19 protein-coding genes and 1 other RNA gene are annotated in these 24248 nt (G+C 38.9%); 1 reads left to right on the plus strand and 19 read right to left on the minus strand.

The window, feature by feature from the left end; genetic code table 11:
• Nucleotides 1-10: 10 nt before the first annotated feature.
• The 14 genes from F606_RS0103515 to eno form a co-directional block, all read right to left on the minus strand.
• Nucleotides 11-385 (minus strand): demethoxyubiquinone hydroxylase family protein, encoded by a 375-nt coding sequence (locus tag F606_RS0103515; protein WP_019552488.1) that lies wholly within the window; start codon nt 383-385, stop codon nt 11-13.
• Nucleotides 386-549: 164 nt separating this feature from the next.
• A complete protein-coding gene (locus F606_RS0103520; protein ID WP_083923940.1) occupies nt 550-1875 on the minus strand; it encodes a TIGR02679 domain-containing protein in 1326 nt (441 codons plus the stop codon).
• The gene (locus F606_RS0103525) at nt 1844-5893 is read right to left on the minus strand and encodes a TIGR02680 family protein (protein ID WP_019552490.1); all 4050 of its coding nucleotides are present in this window, start codon (nt 5891-5893) and stop codon (nt 1844-1846) included. Before F606_RS0103525 ends, F606_RS0103520 begins: the two co-directional genes overlap by 32 nt.
• The gene (locus F606_RS0103530) at nt 5880-7025 is read right to left on the minus strand and encodes a TIGR02678 family protein (protein WP_026329223.1); all 1146 of its coding nucleotides are present in this window, start codon (nt 7023-7025) and stop codon (nt 5880-5882) included. The genes F606_RS0103525 and F606_RS0103530 overlap by 14 nt, the downstream gene beginning before the upstream one ends.
• 5 nt (nt 7026-7030) lie before the next feature.
• A complete protein-coding gene (locus F606_RS0103535; protein WP_019552492.1) occupies nt 7031-8503 on the minus strand; it encodes a TIGR02677 family protein in 1473 nt (490 codons plus the stop codon).
• 151 nt (nt 8504-8654) lie between these two features.
• Complete coding sequence (locus F606_RS0103540; RefSeq protein ID WP_019552493.1) at nt 8655-9119, minus strand: Hsp20/alpha crystallin family protein; 465 nt, start codon at nt 9117-9119, stop codon at nt 8655-8657.
• A 361-nt stretch (nt 9120-9480) separates the two neighbouring features.
• Nucleotides 9481-9830, minus strand: a transfer-messenger RNA (tmRNA) gene (gene ssrA / locus F606_RS22600).
• 75 nt (nt 9831-9905) lie between these two features.
• Complete coding sequence (gene smpB / locus F606_RS0103545) at nt 9906-10382, minus strand: SsrA-binding protein SmpB (protein ID WP_019552494.1); 477 nt, start codon at nt 10380-10382, stop codon at nt 9906-9908.
• 14 nt (nt 10383-10396) lie between these two features.
• Complete coding sequence (gene rnr, locus F606_RS0103550; RefSeq protein ID WP_019552495.1) at nt 10397-12757, minus strand: ribonuclease R; 2361 nt, start codon at nt 12755-12757, stop codon at nt 10397-10399.
• Complete coding sequence (locus F606_RS0103555) at nt 12754-13170, minus strand: PaaI family thioesterase (protein ID WP_019552496.1); 417 nt, start codon at nt 13168-13170, stop codon at nt 12754-12756. Before F606_RS0103555 ends, rnr begins: the two co-directional genes overlap by 4 nt.
• A 30-nt stretch (nt 13171-13200) precedes the next feature.
• The gene (locus tag F606_RS0103560) at nt 13201-13938 is read right to left on the minus strand and encodes an alpha/beta hydrolase (RefSeq protein WP_019552497.1); all 738 of its coding nucleotides are present in this window, start codon (nt 13936-13938) and stop codon (nt 13201-13203) included.
• 142 nt (nt 13939-14080) lie between these two features.
• Entirely contained in the window at nt 14081-14296 is a 216-nt protein-coding gene (secG, locus tag F606_RS0103565) for a preprotein translocase subunit SecG (protein WP_033368166.1), read from the minus strand.
• 187 nt (nt 14297-14483) lie between these two features.
• Entirely contained in the window at nt 14484-15896 is a 1413-nt protein-coding gene (gene pyk, locus F606_RS0103570) for a pyruvate kinase (RefSeq protein ID WP_019552499.1), read from the minus strand.
• Between the two features lie 159 nt (nt 15897-16055).
• On the minus strand, nt 16056-17339 hold the full coding sequence (gene eno, locus F606_RS0103575; protein ID WP_019552500.1) for a phosphopyruvate hydratase: 1284 nt from the start codon (nt 17337-17339) through the stop codon (nt 16056-16058).
• A 420-nt stretch (nt 17340-17759) separates the two neighbouring features.
• Here eno and F606_RS20470 point away from each other — a divergent pair, with 420 nt between their 5' ends.
• Nucleotides 17760-18539 (plus strand): GTP pyrophosphokinase, encoded by a 780-nt coding sequence (locus tag F606_RS20470; RefSeq protein WP_019552501.1) that lies wholly within the window; start codon nt 17760-17762, stop codon nt 18537-18539.
• A 198-nt stretch (nt 18540-18737) separates the two neighbouring features.
• On the opposite strand, the gene F606_RS0103590 is transcribed toward F606_RS20470, so the two are convergent.
• From F606_RS0103590 to F606_RS0103610, 5 genes are all read right to left on the minus strand, one after another.
• The gene (locus F606_RS0103590) at nt 18738-19739 is read right to left on the minus strand and encodes a GGGtGRT protein (RefSeq protein WP_019552503.1); all 1002 of its coding nucleotides are present in this window, start codon (nt 19737-19739) and stop codon (nt 18738-18740) included.
• A gap of 29 nt (nt 19740-19768) precedes the next feature.
• Nucleotides 19769-20461 carry an iron-sulfur cluster assembly scaffold protein gene (locus F606_RS0103595; protein WP_019552504.1) on the minus strand — a complete coding sequence of 231 codons (693 nt, stop codon included), beginning with the start codon at nt 20459-20461 and terminating at the stop codon, nt 19769-19771.
• Between the two features lie 220 nt (nt 20462-20681).
• Nucleotides 20682-22205: a 2,3-bisphosphoglycerate-independent phosphoglycerate mutase gene (gene gpmI, locus F606_RS0103600; RefSeq protein ID WP_019552505.1), complete on the minus strand. Its 1524-nt coding sequence runs from the start codon at nt 22203-22205 to the stop codon at nt 20682-20684.
• A 19-nt stretch (nt 22206-22224) separates the two neighbouring features.
• Nucleotides 22225-22974, minus strand: a complete 750-nt coding sequence (gene tpiA, locus F606_RS0103605) for a triose-phosphate isomerase (protein WP_019552506.1) — start codon at nt 22972-22974, stop codon at nt 22225-22227.
• Nucleotides 22975-23019: 45 nt separating this feature from the next.
• Nucleotides 23020-24207 carry a phosphoglycerate kinase gene (locus tag F606_RS0103610; protein WP_019552507.1) on the minus strand — a complete coding sequence of 396 codons (1188 nt, stop codon included), beginning with the start codon at nt 24205-24207 and terminating at the stop codon, nt 23020-23022.
• Nucleotides 24208-24248: the final 41 nt, after the last annotated feature.

A 24248-nucleotide genomic window follows, 5' to 3' on the forward strand; every position in this document is an offset into this window, starting at 1 on the left:
AAACCCCCTTCTATTCTTTAATCAAACTACCAACTGTCGCAGCACTCGTCGAAATTTTATTATCCGCTGCCTGTTCTTTCGGGGTAAGACCTAATTCTTCAAGCATTTCATGAACCTCTGCTTCGCCATCTGCAAAATGAGCTGCTTCTGCAGGATCAAGGTGCCGAAGTAATGTCATGAGTTCACCTACGTGTGCTTTTTCTTCATCACGGATATCACACAAAACTTTTTTTGCTACTTCATCATCGGTTGCCATTGCATGAGCATCATATAAAAAAACAGCTTCCAGCTCCCCAGCAATATCCAAACGAACAGCCTGAATTAATTCTTCTTTAGAAATTTTCTTGTTTACATTTCCCTGAAACGGATTCGCAAAATTCGGCATAAAATGCACCACCTTTTTTATTTATCTGAAATGCTTTTGCATTTCTACAAAAATAAATTATTATTTTTATTTAATAATAATTATCTTTTACATAAATCCATCATACCATCTTTTATAGATTACTTCAATACCATCCGCTAAATTCCTTTGGTTTTATTTGGCATTTAAGTATATAAATCGATATCAGCACGTAATTTTTCCAAAAGGATTTCCTGATATCCAGCTTTTTTATGAAACAACAATTCTGCTGAAAGTTTTCGCAGCCCCTCATGCTCCACATTTTTCAGCTTTTTAAGCCGTTCGGCGCTAATCATTTCCTGACAGCGACAGGCTGCATAGTCACTGCTGGTAAAATGCCAGGGGATAACATGCTGGGGATGCCGTTTCACGATACGGTCGGCAATCAAAATCCCTTCTGGATCAAAATCTCCTGAATAATACAAATTGCAGCCAGCTGCACATAAAAGGTCAATCAAAATCAACGATGCCGTCTTCATTTGCCCCGAGGTACACATCAGAGCTATTTTTTTACCTTTTATACTTTCACACAATGCCGAAAAAACCATTTGATTCTCAACAATAAAGACTCTTTCCCCAAAAATGGCGGCATGCACAATATGTTCCAAACCTGCCAAATTAATCATATATGCTTCCGATTCACGAATAAATCCTTCATAAGCCGGATGAATGTTTTTCGCTGTATACAAAGAAATACCATAGGCCGTCGTAAAACTCGAAATATCATCCGATCGGATACCTGCTGTATAATACACCTCTAATACACCTTCTGCATCTTTAGGATAGACCATGCCATAAATATAACTCAGCGCATATAAGAGCAGACGGCCAGCACTGTGCGAACGATCAAAATAATGCGGATTTCCTGTAATGAACGCAGCAATAACCGCTAATCTGATTCTGCTGCCAACAGCACAGGCATTTAAATAATTTACAGTCTGCGCTGTATAGATAATCATCCATCTGGCAGTAATCGTATTTTTTTCATATTCCGCCATAAGCAGTGTATAGCCCGCTGATTTTTCTGTCAAAAGGCAGTCCATCCAAGCAGACACAATCGCTGTATAAGCTCCTTTCAGCTTTAAAGACTCAATCGCAGTAGAAAAAAAATTTTGTTTTGCCTTTTGCACTTGTTCACGCTCAACCTTATTGGTCCGTAATGTTTCACCAAAATAACCAGCAATGAGAGCTGGCAGCTCAACCGTCGTATATTTAGTCTCAGTCAAGGCTTTTTGAAAATCAGACATTTTAAATTTGACTTTATCGCCAGAAAAATAAACCCCCAAAATTGCCTGAAATGCTCTTTTTTCTCGCTCATTCACCTGTTCAAGAATAATCCAGCCTGCGATCCGCCCATATTTTTCCCATTGCCGCCGCATTGCCTGAAATAATCGTTGATACGCATCATTACCTTTAAAATATTTTATACATTCTTGCAGATCATACGTCATCCAAAATTCGCTCTTTCCCATTCCAATGATAAAAAATAACTGTTACAACGGAAGAATTCGCCGGGCGGAGGAGTTCGGCAATCTTGATTGATTTTACACTTTCATAGCAGCCCCACAGAGCCTGCGAATTCATTATATAATCAAAATCAAGCTTATTTATCAGAGTAAACATGCTGCTAATATTTTTTTCATCCACACCAGCAAACGCTTCATCGAGTGCAACCAGGCGCGGACAATCTTCTTTTTCGGCTTTTTTATACTGGGATGAAACAGCTGCAAACAGTGGTACATACATCGCCATTGCTTTTTCACCACCACTAAATGTATTGAAAAAATTATTCGTGAGTTCTTTACGCGGTCCCTCACTGCGACGAAATACCAGCTTGAGATCAAACCACTTTCGATAATCCAATGCATCCCGAATTAAATCAGAATAATTGACAACGATATCATTTTCGACTGCCGCTCGTCTAGCCGTAGAAATTTTGCTGCGGAAATGGGTCGATACTTTTTCAATATCATCCTTCGTCAAAAGATTGCGATCCCGATTCAGCAATTTTTCCAATTCCATGGTGTCAATCTCAGCTTCCTGCATGGATTTTTGTGGTTTCCAGTCAATCGAAAAAGTCAGCCCCATAGACGTATCCATATGTTCCATCAATGCAGACATATCACGAATCCAGTTTCTGCTTTCAAGGATACGACTATTCAGTTTTCGACTTAAGGTATCCGTCAGAATATCTTCAAAGAGTTTTCTGTCTTTATCTTGAATTAAAAGTTCCGTACTATCAATTGCTTCTTTTATCACATTGTAAAAATTCATAAATGACAACTTATTTCCCTGCCATACAGCAACAATGCGTTGACGTCGCCGCAGCTGTTCTGCCGATTCAGCAAAACAATCTTCCACGGATATTCCATACGATGACAGATTACTATTGTGCTGCTGATAAATTTTTAGTAGATTACTTGTTATTTCAACAATAGATTTATCTGTATCTGCAGCACGAATCTGTTTTAATGCCTCTTTCGCACACTCTTGTGGTGATCGATCGCCAACTTTTATACAAAATTCAAGTGCTAGTTCTTCCTCATAACACATATAAACGTATTTCAGGTGATCGGTTTGTATCAGCAGCTGCGCCTGCAATTGTTCCTTTGTTTCACTAAGATGTCGCAATTCACTTTGCAGTGCTGCCATCTTTTTTTCATTTTCACGTATCAGAATATTATTTTTTTGCAGCTCGGCAATAATCGCCTCCAACTGTTGTGCCATAGCCTGCGTTTCTGGTTTATTTAAAAACTCTTCCAACTGCTTTATTTCGCCTTTATACTTGTCTAGTTCTAACGAAATGCGACGTTGCTGCCGGCTTTCACTAGCCAAAGTTTCTGCCTTATTTTCACGTTGTTCTTCAATTCCAAGTAATTTAGTCTGTACAATTTGAACCATATTAAGCTGGCTGCCCAGTCTGTAAATTGTATTTCCATATTCATCTGCAGCTTCAATTCCCTCCGTATAACTTTCGCAGGTTCTTTCAAACGGCAGGTTCTTACATTTCACAATCACTTCTTGCTCGCACACTTTTTTTATTGCCAGTATTTGTTCAAGTTCGGCCTCTTTCACGGCAAGTTCATCTATAGCTTTTTGCAATTCGTAATCCGCATCTTTTACGAGCGACAGCCCTTGATTCAGATCCGAAAACGAAGGTACCTGTTGGTATTCTGTCACAAGAATCAACAGATTTTTTTGTGCTGTTTCCAGCTGTTCTCTACACTTTCCCATCTGTTGCAAAAGGTCCGCACAAGCCGTTTCCTTTTCAGAAATTTTACGCAAACGCTCTTTTTGTCTTGCCTGAACACCGATAAAGACAGCATTTTGCGTAATAACACTATGCCCGGTAATGATGCCATTGCGAAAATAGCCTGTTTCACTTAGAACCATTGCCACATCTTCGTTTTCTACAGCAGAAATATACAATAAAAGTTCCTCGACCATTTCCTTAAGCTCTGGTTCAACATTGCCCGCTACTAGCTTATCAAACGGAAACATTTGAATGACACCTTGTCCCGTAAGCAGCGTATCGGAAGCTTCACGCAAAAGTTTTTGTGCGCGTGGCAAATCCCCCTTCGCAACAACCAGTGCATCCAGTATACCAGCATCTGCCAATTGTTCTTCAAGTAAATCACAAGCCTCACTCGAAAGATTCGCTCCAAATTCTACGACTTCATAAAAAGGTCGATACACGATATGATGGGACGCCAATATTTTTCTTGCCTTATCTACTTTTGCCTGCCGCTGTGGTGGCAAATCCTTTGCTTCTTTTAAAGTCTCAAGTTCTGTGAGTGCCTCTTGATATGCTGTATCAATACTCGTGTACTGATTTTCAATCTCAAGTTTGCTACTGATCAATCGACTATAACAATCACTATGCTTCGTATTTACAATTTTTTTAATTTCTTCCGCTTCAGCAAAACTTTGATATTTTTCTATCAACTCAATCATGGAACGCATTTCTTGCTGCGTAAAACATAGTTGTTTATTGATCTTTTCCATACGGAAAAATTGATCCTGCAGCACATCACGCGCCTGTGTTTCCATCGCTACAGCGTTTCGATACTGCTCCGCTTTAACACCTTGTTTTATTTTATAAGCACTTACTGTTTCTTCAGCAAAATCCCATTTTTTACGAACTTCCTTTACTTGTCGCAACGCTTCAAGTCCATGAGTAATAGCCATACGATAGTTCTTTAGCTGCTCCCGCATTTCCATAAAAGCTGTATCATCCGTCATATGGGAAATTTGAGCTACAAAGCATTCATGCTGAGAAAATTGTAAAATCTCATTTATTTCGTTTAAATCTTTGATCACTGCATCTATCTGGTATGTCGCATCCGCCAGATTTTTCTTTTCCGTGCGTTCTAGCACATCATAACCGCGAAGATCCTCTTGGTATTTTTCAATATTTTTATCTAAAGCACTACTGTCACTGCTTAAGGCTTCCACTTTCCCCCGGCTTTGCTGTAATTTCTGAACGGAATTTTCCAGATCAACCGAAGCCAGAGTCGTCCTTTCATGTTCTAATGTTTCATTTCGATCACTCAATGTGCCTGTTTGCACAGCCAATTGATCCACCGTTTGCGTATTTTTTGCAAACTCTTGCTGGGATGCAGCTAAATTTGCCTCGATTAAGGCTTTTTTATCCCTAGCGCCAATATACACTTGCGCCTTTTTCCCCAGTATAAACTGATTATACCGATCATACTCTCGTTTGATAAAACCAGCATCCTTAAAAGCTGTGCGTAAGCCCTCAAGTTTTGTCTGGATATCCTCTATTTTTTCCATAGCCTCAACCATCGTTCGAATATCTTCATCCGATAAAATCTGCAAAGACTCATTCAGTATTTCACAAACCTTTGATGGCTTAAAATCACGGGAAAGTTTCGGCGCACGAACCTTGATCATAAGTTTCACAAACTGATCATATTGATCAATCCGTGGAAAGCCAAAAATATATTGATTGACCATTTCCATATATTCACGTTGACTTGTTTTTAAAGGATTTTGGTCTCCCAATATATGACTCAACTCTAAACGAGACAGCGGCATTTTTTTACTGCCAGCTTCCTTATATAGATTAAAATCATAACCGATGCGTCGTCCATCCCGCAAAACGAAACCCCAAAAAGTCATTGCTTTACCGCGCTGTGCCCGTTGTCCGATACCAATCGTTCGATATTGATCAGTTCCTGCTTTTTTAAACTCTAAAAAAAGATACCCCGTTACATCCTCACGTTCACCATTTCCCAAGAAATAATATTCCATTCGCCGGTCTTTCGAACCAAATGGATCAAGCCGTTCCGGACTTTTATCACCATCAAGAATGAATGGAATAAAGCTCTGTGTTGTTATGGATTTTCCTGAAGCATTCGCACCACGCAAAAGGAGTTTACCATCTGCAAAATCAAAAACTTCTTCATCATAGAGCCAAAAATTTATAAAACCGATACGGTTCATTTTCCAGCGATTATTCATCTTCATTGTCCGCCTTCTGCTTAAAATCTTTCGGATATTCACCCGTGAATTTACCAACTGCCGGGTATAAGAACAACGAATCCCCAAACGGTTTGAGCATCATCCACTGCTGCATATATTCCATTACCTGTATTGTCATTTTATTCAAACTCATCTCCCGGTATTCCTTACTCCAGCCTTCTCCATATTTCTCCTTGCATGCAGATAGATACTTCATAAACACATTTTTCTCCAACACAATACCATCTTGAAGATCCCGCACGAACTCATCTTTTGCAACAGCTACACGGATTTCTTTGCAAAGCAGGAGTACAATCCCGGAAAGCATCGACTCATTTGGATGCACCACCCCAAAAGGATCTGCCTCTTCCATCACCAAAAAAGCACCCCCACGATGAATTTGGAGTACACCGCCTAAATAATCCACTAAATTTTTCGCTACCCATTGCCGTTGATTTTTAACATAAACGGCATCTGGATCATCAGCTGTCGTCCAATACATTGCTGGGGCAGTAACCAGTTCGCGATAAACACGATTGATTCGATAATGCCCTCTATCGCTATCAACTTCCGCTATATTTTCTCGTTCAAAATCGCAATAAGACGAAAAACTGGCAATATCTCGATTAAAATTTGTCGCAAAATAGCGCGACAAACCGGTATTTTCATATAAAACTTCTTGATTCATAGAACTTGTCAAATTGTTGCTTGCACCTTCATAAACACGCAATAGTCCTCTCTCTTCAGCAAATTGTAATGTCCGAATCAAAGATTTGCGCTGCGTAAATTCAGTCCAGTCGATTTCCATATATTCTTTTAATTGCAGCGTAATCATATCAACAAGTTCCGATAATAGAAACTGCTCATCATCTTCTCGATCTTCTAAAAAAATCAATAAAGAGCATAGAATGCAATAATCCCGCATATCTGTAAAGGCTTGAATCCCCATAAAAGGTTCCGCATGAGCTGGGACTTTTTCCAGCTTAATCAATTGTTCATTAACAATCAAGCGCCAGCCTAACTGTTCCGTAAAAAATTTACGAAACTTTGGCAATTCATGTTTTATCATGAAATACAATTCTTTTTCATCTGCCCGATTGATCCAATACTGTGTCAAAAGTGCTCGTGCTTCATTCATAACCATCACCCCGCAAACTCAAAAATATAAATGGGCATACTAAGATCTCCATCTTCACAATGAAGTATACAACGCGTTTCTTTCTTTATAAGTGTATATACCTGTCCATATTCCGTTCGACCACTTTTCGTACTCGTTGCATTCGCTGCCGATATCCAGCGCAATAAAGTCTGGCGCAGTGTTGCTGGAATGCAATCTTCGATCTTTGAAACATCCAGTCGCCCATCTTGAATATATTGCAGCACGGTCTGCCGCTCTTTTTCAATTTTCTGCAAATACAAAATTCGTTGGGCTTTTTTATCCTCAGTTTTTGCTTCAAATCCTGTTTTGTCAACGCGAGGTTGATATGTACGAGTACGCGGACGCACAATAAAGCACATAGAATCTTCATTATAGGTACTTTCGTTAATATTGTCCGTTGACCGCAAAGCATTCACCTTAAAATGTTGGATATTTTGAACTCCAAAAACATGAGCGCACAAACGATGCGCTTCTTTTATATCCTTGCAATCCATAAACATATCAATAAATTTCCGATAATCTTCCTTACGGCTGACGCCCCAATTTTGAAGCTGGACAATAAGTGCTGCATTTTGAATGATTTGTCGAATAATTTCATTGGTAATTTCTAAAATCCGCTCACTTTCACTCAACTTATCGGGCACGGAAATAAACCAACTTTTCAATACATTCCACTGGCCCCAAATATTTTCTTCAATTTGCTGTTCCAAAAACTCACTATTTTCGATCGCCGGCCGAGGTATTTCCAATTCACTTTTTACGACCAAATCCAATATAGTAGTCTCCATATTAGCTGAAATACGTTGCAGAGTTACCTCAATTTTTGCTGAATTCAATTGTAAATCTCTGACAAAGTCCTGCAAATAGGTAATAAATAAATCTTTACGAATCATGAATTCCACTGATTTAAGAACTTTTTCTTGACGGCCTGAATAAAACTCGCGCAAATAATCTTGGTAGTTTTGATTGAGACGCTTAAAATCCGATTGCAGGGTTCGCCACCACTCATTGATACTCCGTAAATTGCACTTATCCATATTTTCGGCATTCTCGAGTAATTCATAGAGACGAACCGATAAATTTGCCGCCAGTGTGCCGCTTTCCATAAAAAGATTTTCAAGTTTCACAGTCATCCGCTCTACTTCAACGGCATACTCGGACATAGAATAACGAAACTGTTTATTCTTATAATCCGCTATCGTATAAACACGCTTCGGATCTTGAATTGGATTGAGATTTTTCCATTGCACCAGTGATGCAAGATCTTGTTGCAGCTGTTCCATTGTATACGTTTCAAAATCTGAATATTGTGTAACGAGCGCAAAAATATCTTCTTTATAAAGCTGAAAATGCAGCTTTTCAGTTTCGCGAAAAAAACAGCGCATAATCCGCCTATATCGCTGGCAGTTATCCGCTGTTAAATATTTTGTTTCATCAATAGCCTGTAAATTTTTCATAAAAAATCTCCACAAAATTTATATAATCTTATTTTTACATTCCACAAACCACTTATAATTCCTGCTTTATAAGACCATTTCTTCGTATTTTATACAAAAAACGGTATGCAGGCGACACTTTTTCGTGTTGTTCCTGCATACCGTTTTTTGCTTAATGAATTTCAATTTGCTTCGTTTTATTTACATCATAAACCTTTGGCATATCAATGGTCAAAATTCCGTCCCGAAACTCTGCATTGACTTTTTCTTTATCAATATCACCAATGTAGAACGAACGCGATACATTTCCAATATACCTTTCTCGACAGACATATTTGTTTGCTTCATCTTTTTCTTCTTTTTCCTGATCTGACTTGGCCTGAATAGTCAAATACCCATTTTCATAGTCTAAAAAAACATCTTCTTTTTTGACGCCCGGCAAATCTGCCACAAGCTGATAGGATGAACCATTATCTTTTACATCAACTTTAAAAGATCCCATGCCTGACATCCATTCATGCATCGATGTCATTGGCGAATTAAAAAATGGTTCATTAAAAATATCAAACAGTCGGCCAAAAGCATCTTCTTTCTTAGCAAGATTGTTTTTCGAAGCGAATGGTACTAATCCAAACATACGCTTTTCCCCCTTATGCTTTCTATTTTTTATAAAATATCTAAAGAAGAATTTCAGTCAGCTATCCGATGAGGTCACTGCTTAATTTCTTCTTACAAGTTCTATTATAGTCAAAAAGGTCAAAAAGTCAATATCTTATTTTAATAAAAAACCATACGATAATATCTGCTTTTATCGTCCGATCATTTTGTCTTGCCATACTTTTATTTTTTATTTTCTTGCTTTTCGTGACAACTTTTATCACCTTATAAGAAGCACATTATTTTGTCGACAAAAAAAGAAGCGTCCCTGTTGTCCGCTTAAAATCATACAGCAAAAAAGCCACGAAAATTCGTGGCTTCATAGGTAATTTTATTTTATATGGTGGAGACGAGGAGAGTCGAACTCCTGTCCGAAAGCAAAGCCACATAGGCATCTCCGAGCGCAGTCTACGATTTAAGTTTTAGATTACAAACGTCCGCAAACAAACTTTCCTAATCCGATCTCGATAAATTTCCCATTCAAGTCTCCGAGAATTGACTCTCAGGTATCCCACTAATTTGTCTCAAGTAAACCCCGCAGGCTTAGATAAACAAGAGATGCAGCGCTTAGGCTGCTAAAGCGTAATTATCATTATTAGCTTTTAATTTAAGGTTCACCTTACTAACGGGTTGATGACCCCCCGGCTCGCTTCCTATGCTCCTCCACCCCCGTCGAAACCTTTACGTCCCCAGTGAAGTACGGCAGCATTTTTCTGTACCGTATACTATAATATAGCATATTTAGCCTTAAAAAGCAAATTCCGTGTTAATAATCACGCTGTCGTTCTTTTAAAGCACGTTCCACGTCACGTTTTGATGCCTTATCGGCTAAATCCTGACGTTTATCATAGTTTTTCTTACCGCTGGCCAGGGCCAGCTCAATCTTCACACGTCCACGGACAAAATAAACTTTTAACGGAATCAAAGTAAAACCTTTTTGTTTCATCTTACTGTCGATTTTAAGAATTTCACTTTTATGCAGCAACAGCTTACGAGTCCTTAGCGGATCATGATTAAAAATATTTCCATGTTCATACGGACTGATATGCATACCAATCACGAAAACTTCATTATTGATAATCTTTGCATAGCAGTCTTTCAAATTGGCTTTACCTGCCCGCAGAGATTTTACTTCGGTCCCTTGCAAAGCAAAACCAGCTTCCACTCTTTCATGAATAAAATAGTCATGCCAGGCTTTTCGATTATCACAAGCAATTTTAATACCTTCTGTTCTTATTGCCATAATTTCACCTTATCTTACTTTTTTGTTGTTTTATTTTTCCGCTTACCATAAGCAGCACCATCTTTTTTAGGTTTTGCTTTTTTATCTACTGCATTATACCACTTACCGGTTTTTTTCTTTGTTTTTTTGGTTTCACCAGACAATGCATTCGGCTGGTGAATGATCTGCTGCGGTTTCTGTTTATCGGGTTTTACTTCAGCAATAATTTTCTTTTTCGATTTAACCGGAATGTAAACACCATTTCCTTTTAGAATAAAATCCAAATTTCGTTCTTCGATGTTGGCATTTACCAGAACTACCGTAACTGGTTCGCCAAGGCGGTATACTTTACCGGTACGTTCACCAACTAAAGCATATCTTTCTTCAACATATTGGTAATAGTCATTTTCCATACTGGATACATGAATAAGTCCTTCAACACCATTTTCAAGTTCGGCAAATATGCCAAATGCCGTTACTCCGCTGATGACACCTTCAAATTCATCGCCCACAAATTGAGCCATGTATTCGATTTTCTTCATGTCAACAGTCTCACGTTCCGCCTCAGCGGCAATCCGTTCACGCTGAGAAGCATGCGTTGCGATTTCCGGCAGAAGAACTTTTAGTTTTTCTTTGCGAGACTCTACAATTGTTCCTGTCTTAAAAGTCTCCCTAAGCAAACGATGGACAATCAAATCGGGATAGCGACGAATCGGTGATGTAAAATGTGTATAATATTTTGCCGCTAGTCCAAAATGCCCGAGACTTTGCGCATCATAACGTGCTTGTTTCATCGAACGCAGCGATACTGTACTGATGATCTTCTCTTCTGGTTTACCAGCAACCTTTTGCAAAACTTCCTGCAATTGTGCTGGTGTCACGGAATCATCTTCTGAATTTTTGTTGATATGCAAGCTAAAAGCTGCCAGCAAATCGTTTAACTTATCGATTTTTGCCGCAGTTGGCTGCTCATGGACTCGATACATAAACGGTTGTTGTTTGCGGTCCATATGCTCTGCTACCGTTTCATTCGCAACAAGCATACATTCTTCAATAATAGATTCGGCAAGTGAACCTTCGCGTTTGATTAAATTAACCGGCTTGCCTTGTTCATCGAGTTTGACTTTTACTTCTGGCAGATCAAAATCGATTGATCCGCGTCGTGTCCGGCGGGCTTTCAATATTTCACGTAATTTCACCAAATCATTTAGCATCGGTAAAATATCGGTATTATCATTTGTCAGCTGTTCATCATGATCAGCCACAATCTTTTTGACGAGATTATAAGTCAAACGCCGATATACATGAATGACTGTTGGTAAAATTTCATAGCTGCTAATTTGACCATCTGAACCAATTTCCATTTCTGCCGCCATCGCCAAGCGATCTTCCCCGGCATTTAAGCTGCAGATACCATTGGATAAACGCTGTGGCAGCATTGGAATGACTCGATCGACTAAATACACACTTGTACCACGTTCACGAGCTTCTAAATCCAGCGGTGAATTTTCTTTGACATAATAGCTTACATCCGCTATATATACGCCTAAGAAAAATCCGCCATTGGGCCGTTTTTCGACGTAAACACCATCATCCAAATCTTTCGCATCGTCACCATCGATGGTGACAACATGAAAATCACGCCGATCACGACGCCCTTTATATTCTTCCGCGCTCACTTTCGCTTCCGTTCGATCCGCCGCAGCCTGCACTTTATCAGGGAATTCAAGCGGTAAATCGTAGTGGCGAATTACCGACAAAATATCGACTCCTGGATCACCAATCATTCCTAAGACTTCAATGATTTTTCCTTCCGCACTACGCCGTGCCTGTGGCCATTCAATGATCTCAACTACCACTTTTGTACCGATTTTCGCTCCGCTAAAATATTTTTTTGAAATAAAAATATCCTGCCCGATTTTGGGATCATCTGGTGTAACAAAGCCAAACGACTGACTGCTTTCAAACGTACCGACAATTTTTGTATTGGCACGCTTCACGATCCGTATGATTTCACCTTCACGAGCCCTGCCGCCGCTGCCCGGCTCATTGACTCTTGCTACCACGCGATCATTATGCATTGCACTGAAAAGCAAAGATGCCGGAATAAATACATCGGTATCGGTTTCGCTCTTCTTCACTTCAGGTATGACAAAACCAAACCCTTTGCTCGTCATACTTAATTTTCCAACAACCAAATTCATAAGTTCAGGAATACCATATTTATCATGACGTGTTTTTATGATTTCGGCATTTTTTTCAAGTTCTTCAATAACGTTCCAAAATTCCACTAATTCTTCACGGGTTAGGTGTAATCCTTCCGCCAAATCTTCATCGGATACTGGTTTATAGGCTTCATGACGCATATACTCCAGTATTCTTTCTTTTAATCTCATAATTCTTCCTCCAAAATGGCTATTTTTGCCGTGCCTTCGGCTGTGACAGTTCCATCCGCTAAGGATACTGTGGAACACATGTCAATAAAGTTACCACGCCGTGACTGTATCCAGCCCATAATCTTAAGCGGTGTCCCAATTGGTGTGGGCTTTCGGTACCGAACATCCAGTCGTGCGGTAACGGCTTTATGTCCCTTCGAATATAGGTACCCTCCCATAATTTCATCTAAAAGAGTACTGACGATTCCGCCATGCATAATACCATCATAACTCTGAAATTCAGGCGGCGCAATATACATCGCTGTATAAGTGTCTCCTTCTTCATGAAATTCTAAATGCAGTCCAATTGGATTTTTTCTGCCACACGCAAAACAATATTGATTTTCTTCTTCACGTGGTTTCTTGTTGATCATTTGTGTCACCCCAGTTCTCAGCAATTTATTTTATTTCGCCAGAAAATCTGCTATTTTTGTAAATACCCGCTCCCGCTCTAAATCAAGTGTCACGATATGACCAGATTTTTCAAGCCAAAAGATTTCTTTGCACGAAGATTTAATCCTGGTATATATATATTCACCACTTTCGGCAAGTACTGTATGGTCATTTTTGCTCTGCACGATCAGTAAAGGTTTTTCTACAATCGGCAGTTTTTTTTTCATTATTTCAATAAATTTCAGCAATTGATGGACACTTAGAAGCGGCATTTTATTGTAAAAAACATTACATTGTGCCGGTAAATCAGGCAATATACGACGTCGCTTGGCAACATATCGTCCACTAGACTTCTCCAGCGGCGGCAGTGAATGCAGCATTTTTTCTGATGAAATATAAATTGGGGCACTGAGTGCCACCACTTTTCTAACATTATATTCAATACCTAAATGAATCGCCAGTAATGCGCCCATCGATAATCCAATTACGGAAACTTCACGGCAAATTCCTTGAAGCAAATAAAAGCCATCACAAACTGAATGATACCAATTTTCCCAACTTGTTTTTGCCATTTCTTCAGGACTTGTCCCATGTCCGCAAAGCCTTGGTGCTAATACGGTATAATTTTTTTTATGCAAAAAATCACCCAGCAAAAGCATTTCCGCTGGCGTTCCCGTAAATCCATGTACTAATAAAACACCTTTTTCTCCAGCTGGTAAAAAAAAAGGTTCTGCTCCTTTTAATATCATGAAGTGCACGCCTGCCTTCCCAAACTAAACCTGACTTATCTTTAATAAATTTAACAAAAACAGGAAAAATCCTGTAAGGAACAATAAAATAAAAAAACGTTCTCATTCCAAAAGAATGCAGAACGTTTTTTGGTATTCAAAATTATGCAGTCATTTTTGCAATAATTAAAGTAAGAATTGCAAAAAGAATTGCAAACACAATGGTCACGCGTGACAGCAATGCATCCATGCCCCTTGCTTTACCACTGAATACAGTATCAGCACCACCAGAAATAGACCCGCCCATTCCCGAACTCTTGCCCGACTGAAATATAACAGATGCAATCAATATAATTGCAATCAAAGAATCTAATACCATCAACGAAATAAGCAAAATTCTCGGACCTCCTTCTATTTGTCCATAATATAATTTATCATAACACAGAATAATGATAAATAGCAAGAAAAAGAGGATGTTCAAAACAACAGAATCACTTTTCTGGCAAGAAAAATGATTTGCTGCCTCAAACATCCTTTTTTTCAATTCTTTTTCTTAGTTATTGTACTTATATAGTATGTACACGAATTGAACTTGTACTACCTTCACCAAACTTCATACCTGAAGTAATAATTGTAAGATCACCATGTTTCAAATAGTTTTCCTTAACGACACCAGAAGTAGCTGCACTGATCATTTCATCAACATCATTCCAAGGTTTACCCAAAACAGAGTATACGCCCCAACGAAGATTTAAATGACGAGCTACTTTTTCATTCGCAGCAAAAGCCAGAATAGCTGCTTGCGGACGATATTTAGAAACAACCTTTGTTGTATAACCACTTTCCGTTGGCGTGATGATTGCAGCTGCATCTAATTCGTACGCCAATTGTACGGTAGCATGAGCAATGGCATCCGTTGTATTTTCCTGATGTTCAAAACCTTTTCTGACAAACGTTTTTTCATATTGAAGTGATGTTTCAATACGCTGCGCAATTTTATTCATTGTCTGAACAGCTTCTACAGGATAATCACCACTTGCAGTTTCACCACTAAGCATGATTGCATCCGTACCATCGAGAATTGCATTCGCAACATCAGAAGCTTCTGCTCTCGTTGGACGTGGATTATTGGTCATGGATTCAAGCATTTGCGTTGCTACGATGACTGGTTTACCCGCTTTATTACATTTTTTAATAATTTCTTTTTGAATAAGAGGTACATCTTCCGCTGGAATTTCAACGCCAAGATCACCACGAGCTACCATGATACCGTCAGCAGCAGCAATAATTGAATCGATATTTTTAACGCCTTCAAGATTTTCGATTTTAGGGATAATTTCCATATGCCCACCATGTTCAGTAATCAGCTTACGAATAGCCTGAACATCTTCAGCACGCTGAATAAAGGATGCAGCTACGAAATCCATATCATTTTCAATACCGAAAATAATATCTTTTTTATCTTGTTCTGAAATAGGCGGTAAGCTTACGGATACGCCCGGAACTGCGATACGTTTTCTAGTACCCATTGCACCATTATTCAAAATTGTAGTTACGATATCTTTACCATCAATGCCTTCAACATTAAGACCTACAAGACCATCAGAAAGTAAAATTGTATCACCTGGTTTTACTTCTTTGTAAAGAACTTTATGGCTTACTGGAGCATGGTTCACATCGCCAGGTTCATCACTATAAGTCAAAACAAACTTTTTGCCTTTTTCGAGCTGAACTTTACCTTCAGCAAATGTGCCTAAGCGCATTTCCGGACCTTTTGTATCCAGAACAAAGGAAATGACTTTACCGGCTTTTTTAGCAGAATCTCTTACTTGCTTAATACGAACTGCATGTTCCGCATGATCACCATGAGAAAAGTTAAATCTCGCTACGTTCATTCCATTTTCAATTAAAGCATCAAGAATCGCTTGGTTTTCTGTACTTGGACCCATTGTACAAACAATTTTAGTTTTCTTTAACATTGTTAATATCCCCACCTATTTGTTTTCATTTTTTAGACAGACACTACATTATCTGTTTTACAGGAAACGTAAATCAGCTAACTACACTATATTTATAAAATAAAAGCAGCGCAAAGCATCGAGCTAACTCATCATTACTTTACGCTGTTCTGCCTATAGTTATTTTAGATTATAAAATACATCCAAACCCTTAAATTTCGCAACACTTGCTAATTCCTGCTCAATTCTAAGCAACTGATTGTATTTGGCAATACGATCACTTCGAGTTGGTGCACCTGTTTTAATTTGTCCAGCATTAAATGCTACAGCAATATCAGCAATCGTCGCATCTTCAGTTTCACCAGAACGATGCGAAACAACACAGGTATAACCGGCTTCTTTAGCCATTTGCATTGCATCAAAAGTTTCCGTCAGAGTTCCAATCTGATTGACTTTTATTAATATAGAATTTCCAACCCCCTGTGCAATACCATCCGCTAAACGAACTGGGTTCGTTACGAATAAATCATCGCCCACTAATTGGATTTTCTTGCCGAGTCGGTCAGTTAATTTTTTCCAGCCAGCCCAGTCATTTTCATCTAAACCATCTTCAATTGAAATAATTGGATATTTATCGACTAATGTTTCATAAAAGTCAATCATTTCATCACTGGTACGAACAACACCCTCACCCTTAAAGTTGTATGTTCCATCTTTGTATATTTCAGAAGATGCAACATCGAGAGCCAGTTTAACTTCTTCGCCAGGTTTATACCCTGCTTTTTCAATCGCTTCCACGATCGCACCAAGAGCATCTTCATTGGATGTGAGATTTGGTGCAAAGCCACCTTCATCACCAATAGCTGTATTGAGACCACGGCTTTTAAGAACAATTTTCAAGGCATGATAAATTTCAGTTCCCATACGCAAAGCCTCCGCAAAGGATTTTGCGCCTACCGGCATAATCATAAATTCCTGGATATCAACATTATTATCCGCATGTTCGCCGCCATTTAAAATATTCATCATAGGGACTGGTAATAATTTTGCATTAAACCCGCCAAGATATTGATATAAAGATAAACCATGTGAAGCTGCTGCTGCTTTAGCAACCGCCATTGAAACACCTAATATTGCATTTGCACCCAAAACACTTTTGTTCGGAGTAGCATCTAATTCACAAAGAAGCGCATCAATACCAATTTGATCCGTTGCATCGAGGCCAATAATTTCTTGAGCAATTTTGTCATTTACGTTGGAAACAGCTTTTAGTACACCTTTGCCGCCATAGCGGTTTTCATCGCCGTCTCTAAGTTCTACGGCTTCATGCATACCAGTAGATGCTCCAGATGGAACGGATGCTCTGCCCAGAGTGCCATCTTCTAAAAAAACTTCTACTTCAATTGTTGGATTCCCTCTTGAATCCAAAATTTCTCTAGCAAATACTTCATTAATAATACTCATAAATACTATCCTCCTAAAAAAGATTTTATAGTTTTTATGTTTTTACATGCATTATGCTTATATTCTACACTTTTTTTTTCGATAAGTAAAACATTTTTCCGTAAAAAAATGAATAAAATGTATTCAGAAAATAGATACTATGGATATTTTTTTACAGTTTTCACAAATGCATATCTAATATCTATATTTTATCATATTATCAATATTAGATATATATAATGCATTAAAAAAATTGTCTCAAGCCTATCAGTCTCCCATGAATGGGATATACCGTATTGAATACAACATAAATTATCGTAACGGAATTTTCCTATCCTACTTTATATAAAAATAAAAATTTTTTCAACTGCGCTTTTGTCATCAAAATATCACAAAACTATATTATACTCATGGTAGATAAAGAAAGAGGGGATTGTGTACATGAATAATTTAGTTGCAAAATATGAAGAAAATTATGTTTCCTATCAAAAATTAACAACGCAGTTTCAATCCATGCTATCTCTCCTCCTCCAAAACCAGCCCTTACATATTCACTCCATTATTGGTCGAACGAAAAACAAAGCAAGTTTAGAAAATAAAATTCTGCAAGCAAATGATAAATATAATAGATTAAGTGATATCACAGATATTTGCGGTATCCGTGTCATTACGTATTACGAAGATGAAATCGATAAAATATCCGACTTTATCCGCAGCCATTTTTCGATTGATGAAGAAAATTCCGTGGATAAGCGCAAAAAATTATCACCTGATCGGTTTGGTTATTTGTCCTTGCATTTAATTGTCAACCTGCCGCTTAATAAATTTGGTTTAGGATCCGTTGCTTCTGATCATACCTGTAAAATAGAAATCCAAATCCGTTCGATCCTACAGCATGCCTGGGCTGAAATCGAGCATGATTTAGAATATAAAAACCCCGCTGGAACCTCAGACGAAACTAGACGCCGTTTTTGCCGTCTGGCCAGTGTCTTAGAATTTGCTGACCGTGAATTCAAGGATATTCGTAATTCCATTGAAGAGAAAACCACGGTGCCGACACTTTATAGAGAATATAAAAAAGAGCCAAAATCGATCCGTTCATTCAAATTAATCCAACCAGGATTTTTTGAAAAGCTATTGATTCAATTTCCAAACTATGGCTGGGCTGCCTGTGCTTCCCTGATTTTCTTTATGTTTTCTATTTTAATCAATATGTATTAACCTGAAAAGAAAATCTCGCATTTAGCCTGGTTGGTTTCTACACTTCTTGCCGTGGCTAAATCTTTATATACAAATTTCACACACCCATACGAAAATAAGCCGTTCCCCTCATTCACCGGGAACGGCTTATTTTTATCGACAAAAAGGAGGCAGCCTTGTGCAGCGACCGCCTCTTTTGCATACAAACATTGTACTGAATTATTTACTGAAAGCTTCCTGAATTGCTACAGCTACGGCAACGCTTGCGCCAACCATAGGATTATTCCCCATACCAATCAAGCCCATCATTTCAACATGAGCTGGTACAGAGGAGGATCCGGCAAACTGTGCATCGGAATGCATACGACCCATTGTATCTGTCATACCATAGGAAGCAGGACCTGCTCCCATGTTATCAGGATGCAAAGTTCTGCCTGTCCCGCCGCCAGAAGCAACTGAGAAGAATTTCTTACCTTTTTCGATACATTCTTTTTTGTAGCAGCCTGCTACAGGATGCTGGAAGCGTGTAGGGTTCGTGGAGTTACCAGTGATAGAGATATCAACATCTTCTCTATGCATGATAGCAACGCCTTCCTGTACGCTGTCAGAGCCATAACATTTGATAGCACTGCGTTCGCCAGCGGAATAAGCTACTTCGCGAACAACATTAACTTCACTTTTTGCATAATCATATTGAGTCTGGACATATGTAAAACCATTGATGCGGGAGATAATCTGTGCTGCATCTTTGCCAAGACCATTCAATATAACTTTTAAAGGAGTTGTGCGAACTTTATTTGCTGTTCTGGCAATACCAATTGCGCCTTCAGCAGCAGCAAAAGATTCATGACCTGCCAAAAAAGCAAAGCACTGTGCATCTTCAGTGAGCAGCATTGCTGCAAGATTACCATGTCCTAAACCTACTTTTCTAGTTTCAGCAACAGAACCCGGAATACAGAAAGCCTGGAGGCCTTCACCAAGTGCTCTTGCCGCATCAGCAGCTTTTGTACAGTTCTTTTTGATTGCAATAGCAGCGCCTAATGTATAAGCCCAACAAGCATTATCAAAGCAAATTGGCTGAATTCCTCTTACGATTTCAGCAACATCAATGCCTTTTTCATCACATATTTTTTTCGCATCTTCAATGGATGCAATTCCAAATTCTTTTATAGCTTCATTAATTTTATCAATACGGCGTTCATAGCCTTCAAATAATGGCATGCGAATTCATTCCTTCCTATTCTCAAAAATTATTCGTTACGAGGGTCTACGTATCTTACAGCTTCAGTGAATCGACCATAAGAACCTTTGGCTTTATCCATAGCATCCTGAGCAGCAATGCCTTTTTTAACCATTTCCATCATTTTGCCAAGATGAATAAATTCATAACCAATAATACGATCTTCTGCATCTAAAGCAAGTCTGGTTACATAACCTTCGGCAAGTTCAAGGTAACGAGGACCTTTGGCGAGTGTGCCATACATTGTACCCACTTGGCTGCGAAGCCCTTTACCAAGATCTTCAAGTCCGGCACCAATTGGCAGTCCGCCTTCTGAGAAAGCAGTCTGTGTTCTACCATAAGCAATCTGTAAGAAAAGTTCTCTCATTGCTGTATTGATAGCATCGCAGACCAAATCCGTATTCAATGCTTCGAGAATAGTTTTACCTGGTAAAATTTCCGATGCCATGGCAGCAGAATGAGTCATTCCAGAGCAGCCAATTGTTTCAACTAAAGCTTCCTGGATAATACCATCTTTAACATTAAGCGTTAATTTACAAGCACCCTGTTGTGGTGCACACCAGCCCACACCATGTGTTAAACCACTGATATCTGTAACTTCTTTGGACTGCACCCATTTACCTTCTTCTGGAATTGGTGCTGAACCATGATTCACTTCTTTAGCTATACATGTCATTTGAGACACTTCATGCGAATAAATCATTTTTGTCTTCCTCTCTTCACTAAGTAATATAAATACACTACCGACCTTTAAAAGGCCAATAAAATTGCATTACACGATTAATATATAAATAAAACATTAAACTGTCTTGATGTAGCATAAATTTTATTTATCTTTTATTTTATAAATCATTTCGCTCAAAAGAAGCAAGCAACACGGCGAGCTGCACGTCTACAGCTGCGCCGGTCGATTGCAATACATTTTATTCAGCTAAAGATTTACCTGTCATCTCATCTGGAATATCAAGACCAGCAATCGTTAAGAGTGTTGGGGCAATATCACACAATGAGCCTTCATGTACTTTTTGAACTTTATCCGAAACAATAATAAACGGTACAACATTTGTTGTATGTGCCGTAAATGGTTCTTGTGTTTCGGGGTTAACCATAACTTCTGCATTACCATGATCTGCCGTAATACATACGCTTCCGCCAACGGAGCGAATTGCATCCACGAAACGGCCCACACAAGTATCAACCGTTTCGACCGCTTTAACAGCTGCCGACAAAATTCCCGTATGACCTACCATATCACCATTTGCATAGTTTAAGATAATAAAATCATATTTTTTGGATTTGATGGAATCCACAACATTATTCGTTACTTCAACCGCACTCATTTCTGGTTGCAAATCATACGTTGCAACTTTTGGTGACGGAATCAATATACGATCTTCGCCCTCAACAGGCTGTTCTACCCCGCCATTAAAAAAGAACGTAACATGTGCATATTTTTCGGTTTCGGCAATACGAAGCTGTTTCATACCATGCTGCTGAATCACTTGCCCTAATGTATTGGTTAAAGTCTGCGGCTTATAAGCAATTTCAGCATGAATGCCTTTTTCGTACTGTGTCAATGTAGCAAAAGAAAGTTTAAGATCCGCCAAACGAGCAAAATCCTCAAAATCTTTATCCGTAAAAGCATGGGTTAATTCTCTGGCACGGTCAGGACGGAAATTAAAGAATATAACCCCATCGCCTGATTTCATACCAGGGTATCCAGCAATTGCCGTTGGCAGAACAAATTCATCGGTTTTGCCATCTGCATAGGACGCCTTAACTACAGCATCTGCCGAAAGAGCTGTCTGCCCGTCTGCTTTGGCAATAGCATTATATGCTTTTTCGACCCGATCCCAGCGTTTATCGCGATCCATTGCATAATATCGTCCTGACACGGTAGCGATTTGCCCGATGCCAATTGTTTTTATTTCTTTCTCAAGCTGTGCTACAAAATCAGCTCCGCTCGAAGGCGGAACATCACGACCATCAAGAAAAGCATGAACATATACTTTTTTGAGGCCTTCTTGTTTGGCAAGTTTTAAAAGTGCATATAAATGCTGGTTATGGCTATGAACGCCCCCATCCGATAATAAACCCATTAGGTGCAAAGCACCATCGTGTTTTTTTACGGATTTGATACTGTTCAAAAATACAGGATTCGTAAAAAAATCGCCTTCACGAATTGCTTTTGTTATTCTTGTAAGTTCCTGATACACGATACGACCTGCACCAATATTCAAATGCCCAACTTCTGAATTCCCCATTTGACCTTCAGGAAGACCAACTGCTTCGCCAGAACATTTCAAATGTGTAGTTGGATATTTTGCCATCAATCCATCAATAATTGGTGTTTTAGCAGCAGCAATCGCATTATTTGGATCCTGCATGTTGCCTAAGCCCCAGCCATCCATAATAATTAAAGCAACAGGAGCATTTGATTTTGCCATGTTCTTTACCTCATTTTTATTAGAATTTTACAATATTACTAAAATCTTCAGCTTTAAGAGAAGCACCGCCAACAAGAGCACCATCTACATCGCTTTTCGACATAAGATCCGCAATTGTGGAAGGTTTTACACTACCGCCATACTGAATACGAACTTTATTTGCTGCATCTTTGCCAAATTTTTCGGCAACGGTTTGACGAATAAATGCACAAACTTCATTTGCTTGATCAGATGTAGCAGTTTTGCCAGTTCCAATCGCCCAAATTGGTTCATAAGCAATGACAATATTTGCAACCTGATCCGCTGTTAAATCAGCAAGACCGGCTTTAATCTGACCACCAACAAAAGCATTTGTTGTACCAGCTTCACGAATTTCAAGAGTTTCACCGCAGCAGACAATAGGTATAAGTCCAGCTGCAATCGCTGCTTTTGTTCTCTTATTTACAGTTTCATCCGTTTCGGCAAAATATTCACGACGTTCAGAATGACCAATAATAACATATTCTACACAAAGTTCTTTGAGCATTGCAGTGGAAATTTCACCAGTGAAAGCTCCATTTTGTTCCCAATGAACATTTTGTGCACCTAGATGAAGTTTTGTATTGCCACAAGCATTGGCAACTGCTTCCAGTGCCGTTGCAGTCGGACAAACAACGATATCTACTTCAGTTACATCCGCAACCAGTGCAGCAAGGTCTTTTATCAATTTTGTACCTTCGGCAATTGTATTGTTCATTTTCCAGTTACCAGCAATAATCGGTTTACGCATTATAAACAGCCTCCTCAAATTTTAAATGAATATCTTGTAAAAATTTTATTTATTAGCGATCGCTGCAATACCAGGTAAAGTCTTACCTTCTAAGAATTCAAGTGTTGCACCACCGCCAGTGGATATATGAGTGATTTTGTCGGAAAGTCCCGTTTTCTTAAGAGCAGCAATAGAATCTCCGCCGCCAACGATGCTGACTGCTGAAGAATCAGCAACCGCTTTAGCAACGGCTTCTGTACCTTTCGCAAATGCATCCATTTCAAATACACCCATTGGACCATTCCAAACCACTGTTTTTGCGTCTTTAATAGCTTCCGCATATAATAGTGAAGTTTTAGGACCGCTATCGAGTGCTTCCCATTCAGGATCTACTTTATCCACATCGACAATTCTTGTATTTGCATCAGGTGCGAAATCATCAGCAATGACTAAATCAACTGGCAAAACAACCTTAACGCCTTTTGCTTCAGCTTTTTTTAGTAGTTCTAATGCAAGTTCATATTTATCTGGTTCACAAATTGATTTACCGATTTCATAGCCTTTTGCCGCGTCAAACGTATGCGCCATTCCGCCGCCGATAATGAGTGTATCAACTTTTTCCAGTAAATTGGAAATAACGCCAATTTTATCTGAAACCTTAGCGCCGCCAATAATCGCCACAAAAGGACGTTCTGGATTTGCTACAGCCTGACCCACAAATTTAATTTCTTTCTCCATCAATAAACCAGCTACAGTTTCAATGTATTTTGTGATACCTTCAACCGAAGCATGGGCACGATGTGATACACCAAATGCATCATTTACCGCAACATCAGCCAAAGATGCGAGTTGTTTTGAAAATTCCGGATCATTTTTTTCTTCTTCTTTATGATAACGAAGATTTTCCAGTAAAAGTATTTCTCCTGGTTTTAAAGCAGCTGCTGCTTTTTCAGCTTCAGGACCCACACAGTCAGAAGCAAATTTCACTTCTTTGCCAATGATTTCAGAAAGACGTTTTGCTACTGGAGCAACGGAAAATTTAGCCACTCTTTCACCTTTTGGACGGCCAAGGTGACAAGCAAGAATAACGGCTGCATTATGATCCAATAAATACTGTAATGTAGGCAGCGTAGCTTGAATTCTGGCATCATTTGTAATATTAAGGGCTTCATCCATTGGTACATTGTAATCCACACGAACAAAAACCTTTTTACCATTTACATCAATATCAGCTAAAGACTTTTTATTTAACATATATGGGCCTCCCTAAATTAAAATGGTCCGGCCCAACAAGG

Source organism: Propionispira raffinosivorans DSM 20765 (assembly GCF_000381065.1).
GTDB classification, from domain to species: domain Bacteria; phylum Bacillota; class Negativicutes; order Selenomonadales; family Selenomonadaceae; genus Propionispira; species Propionispira raffinosivorans.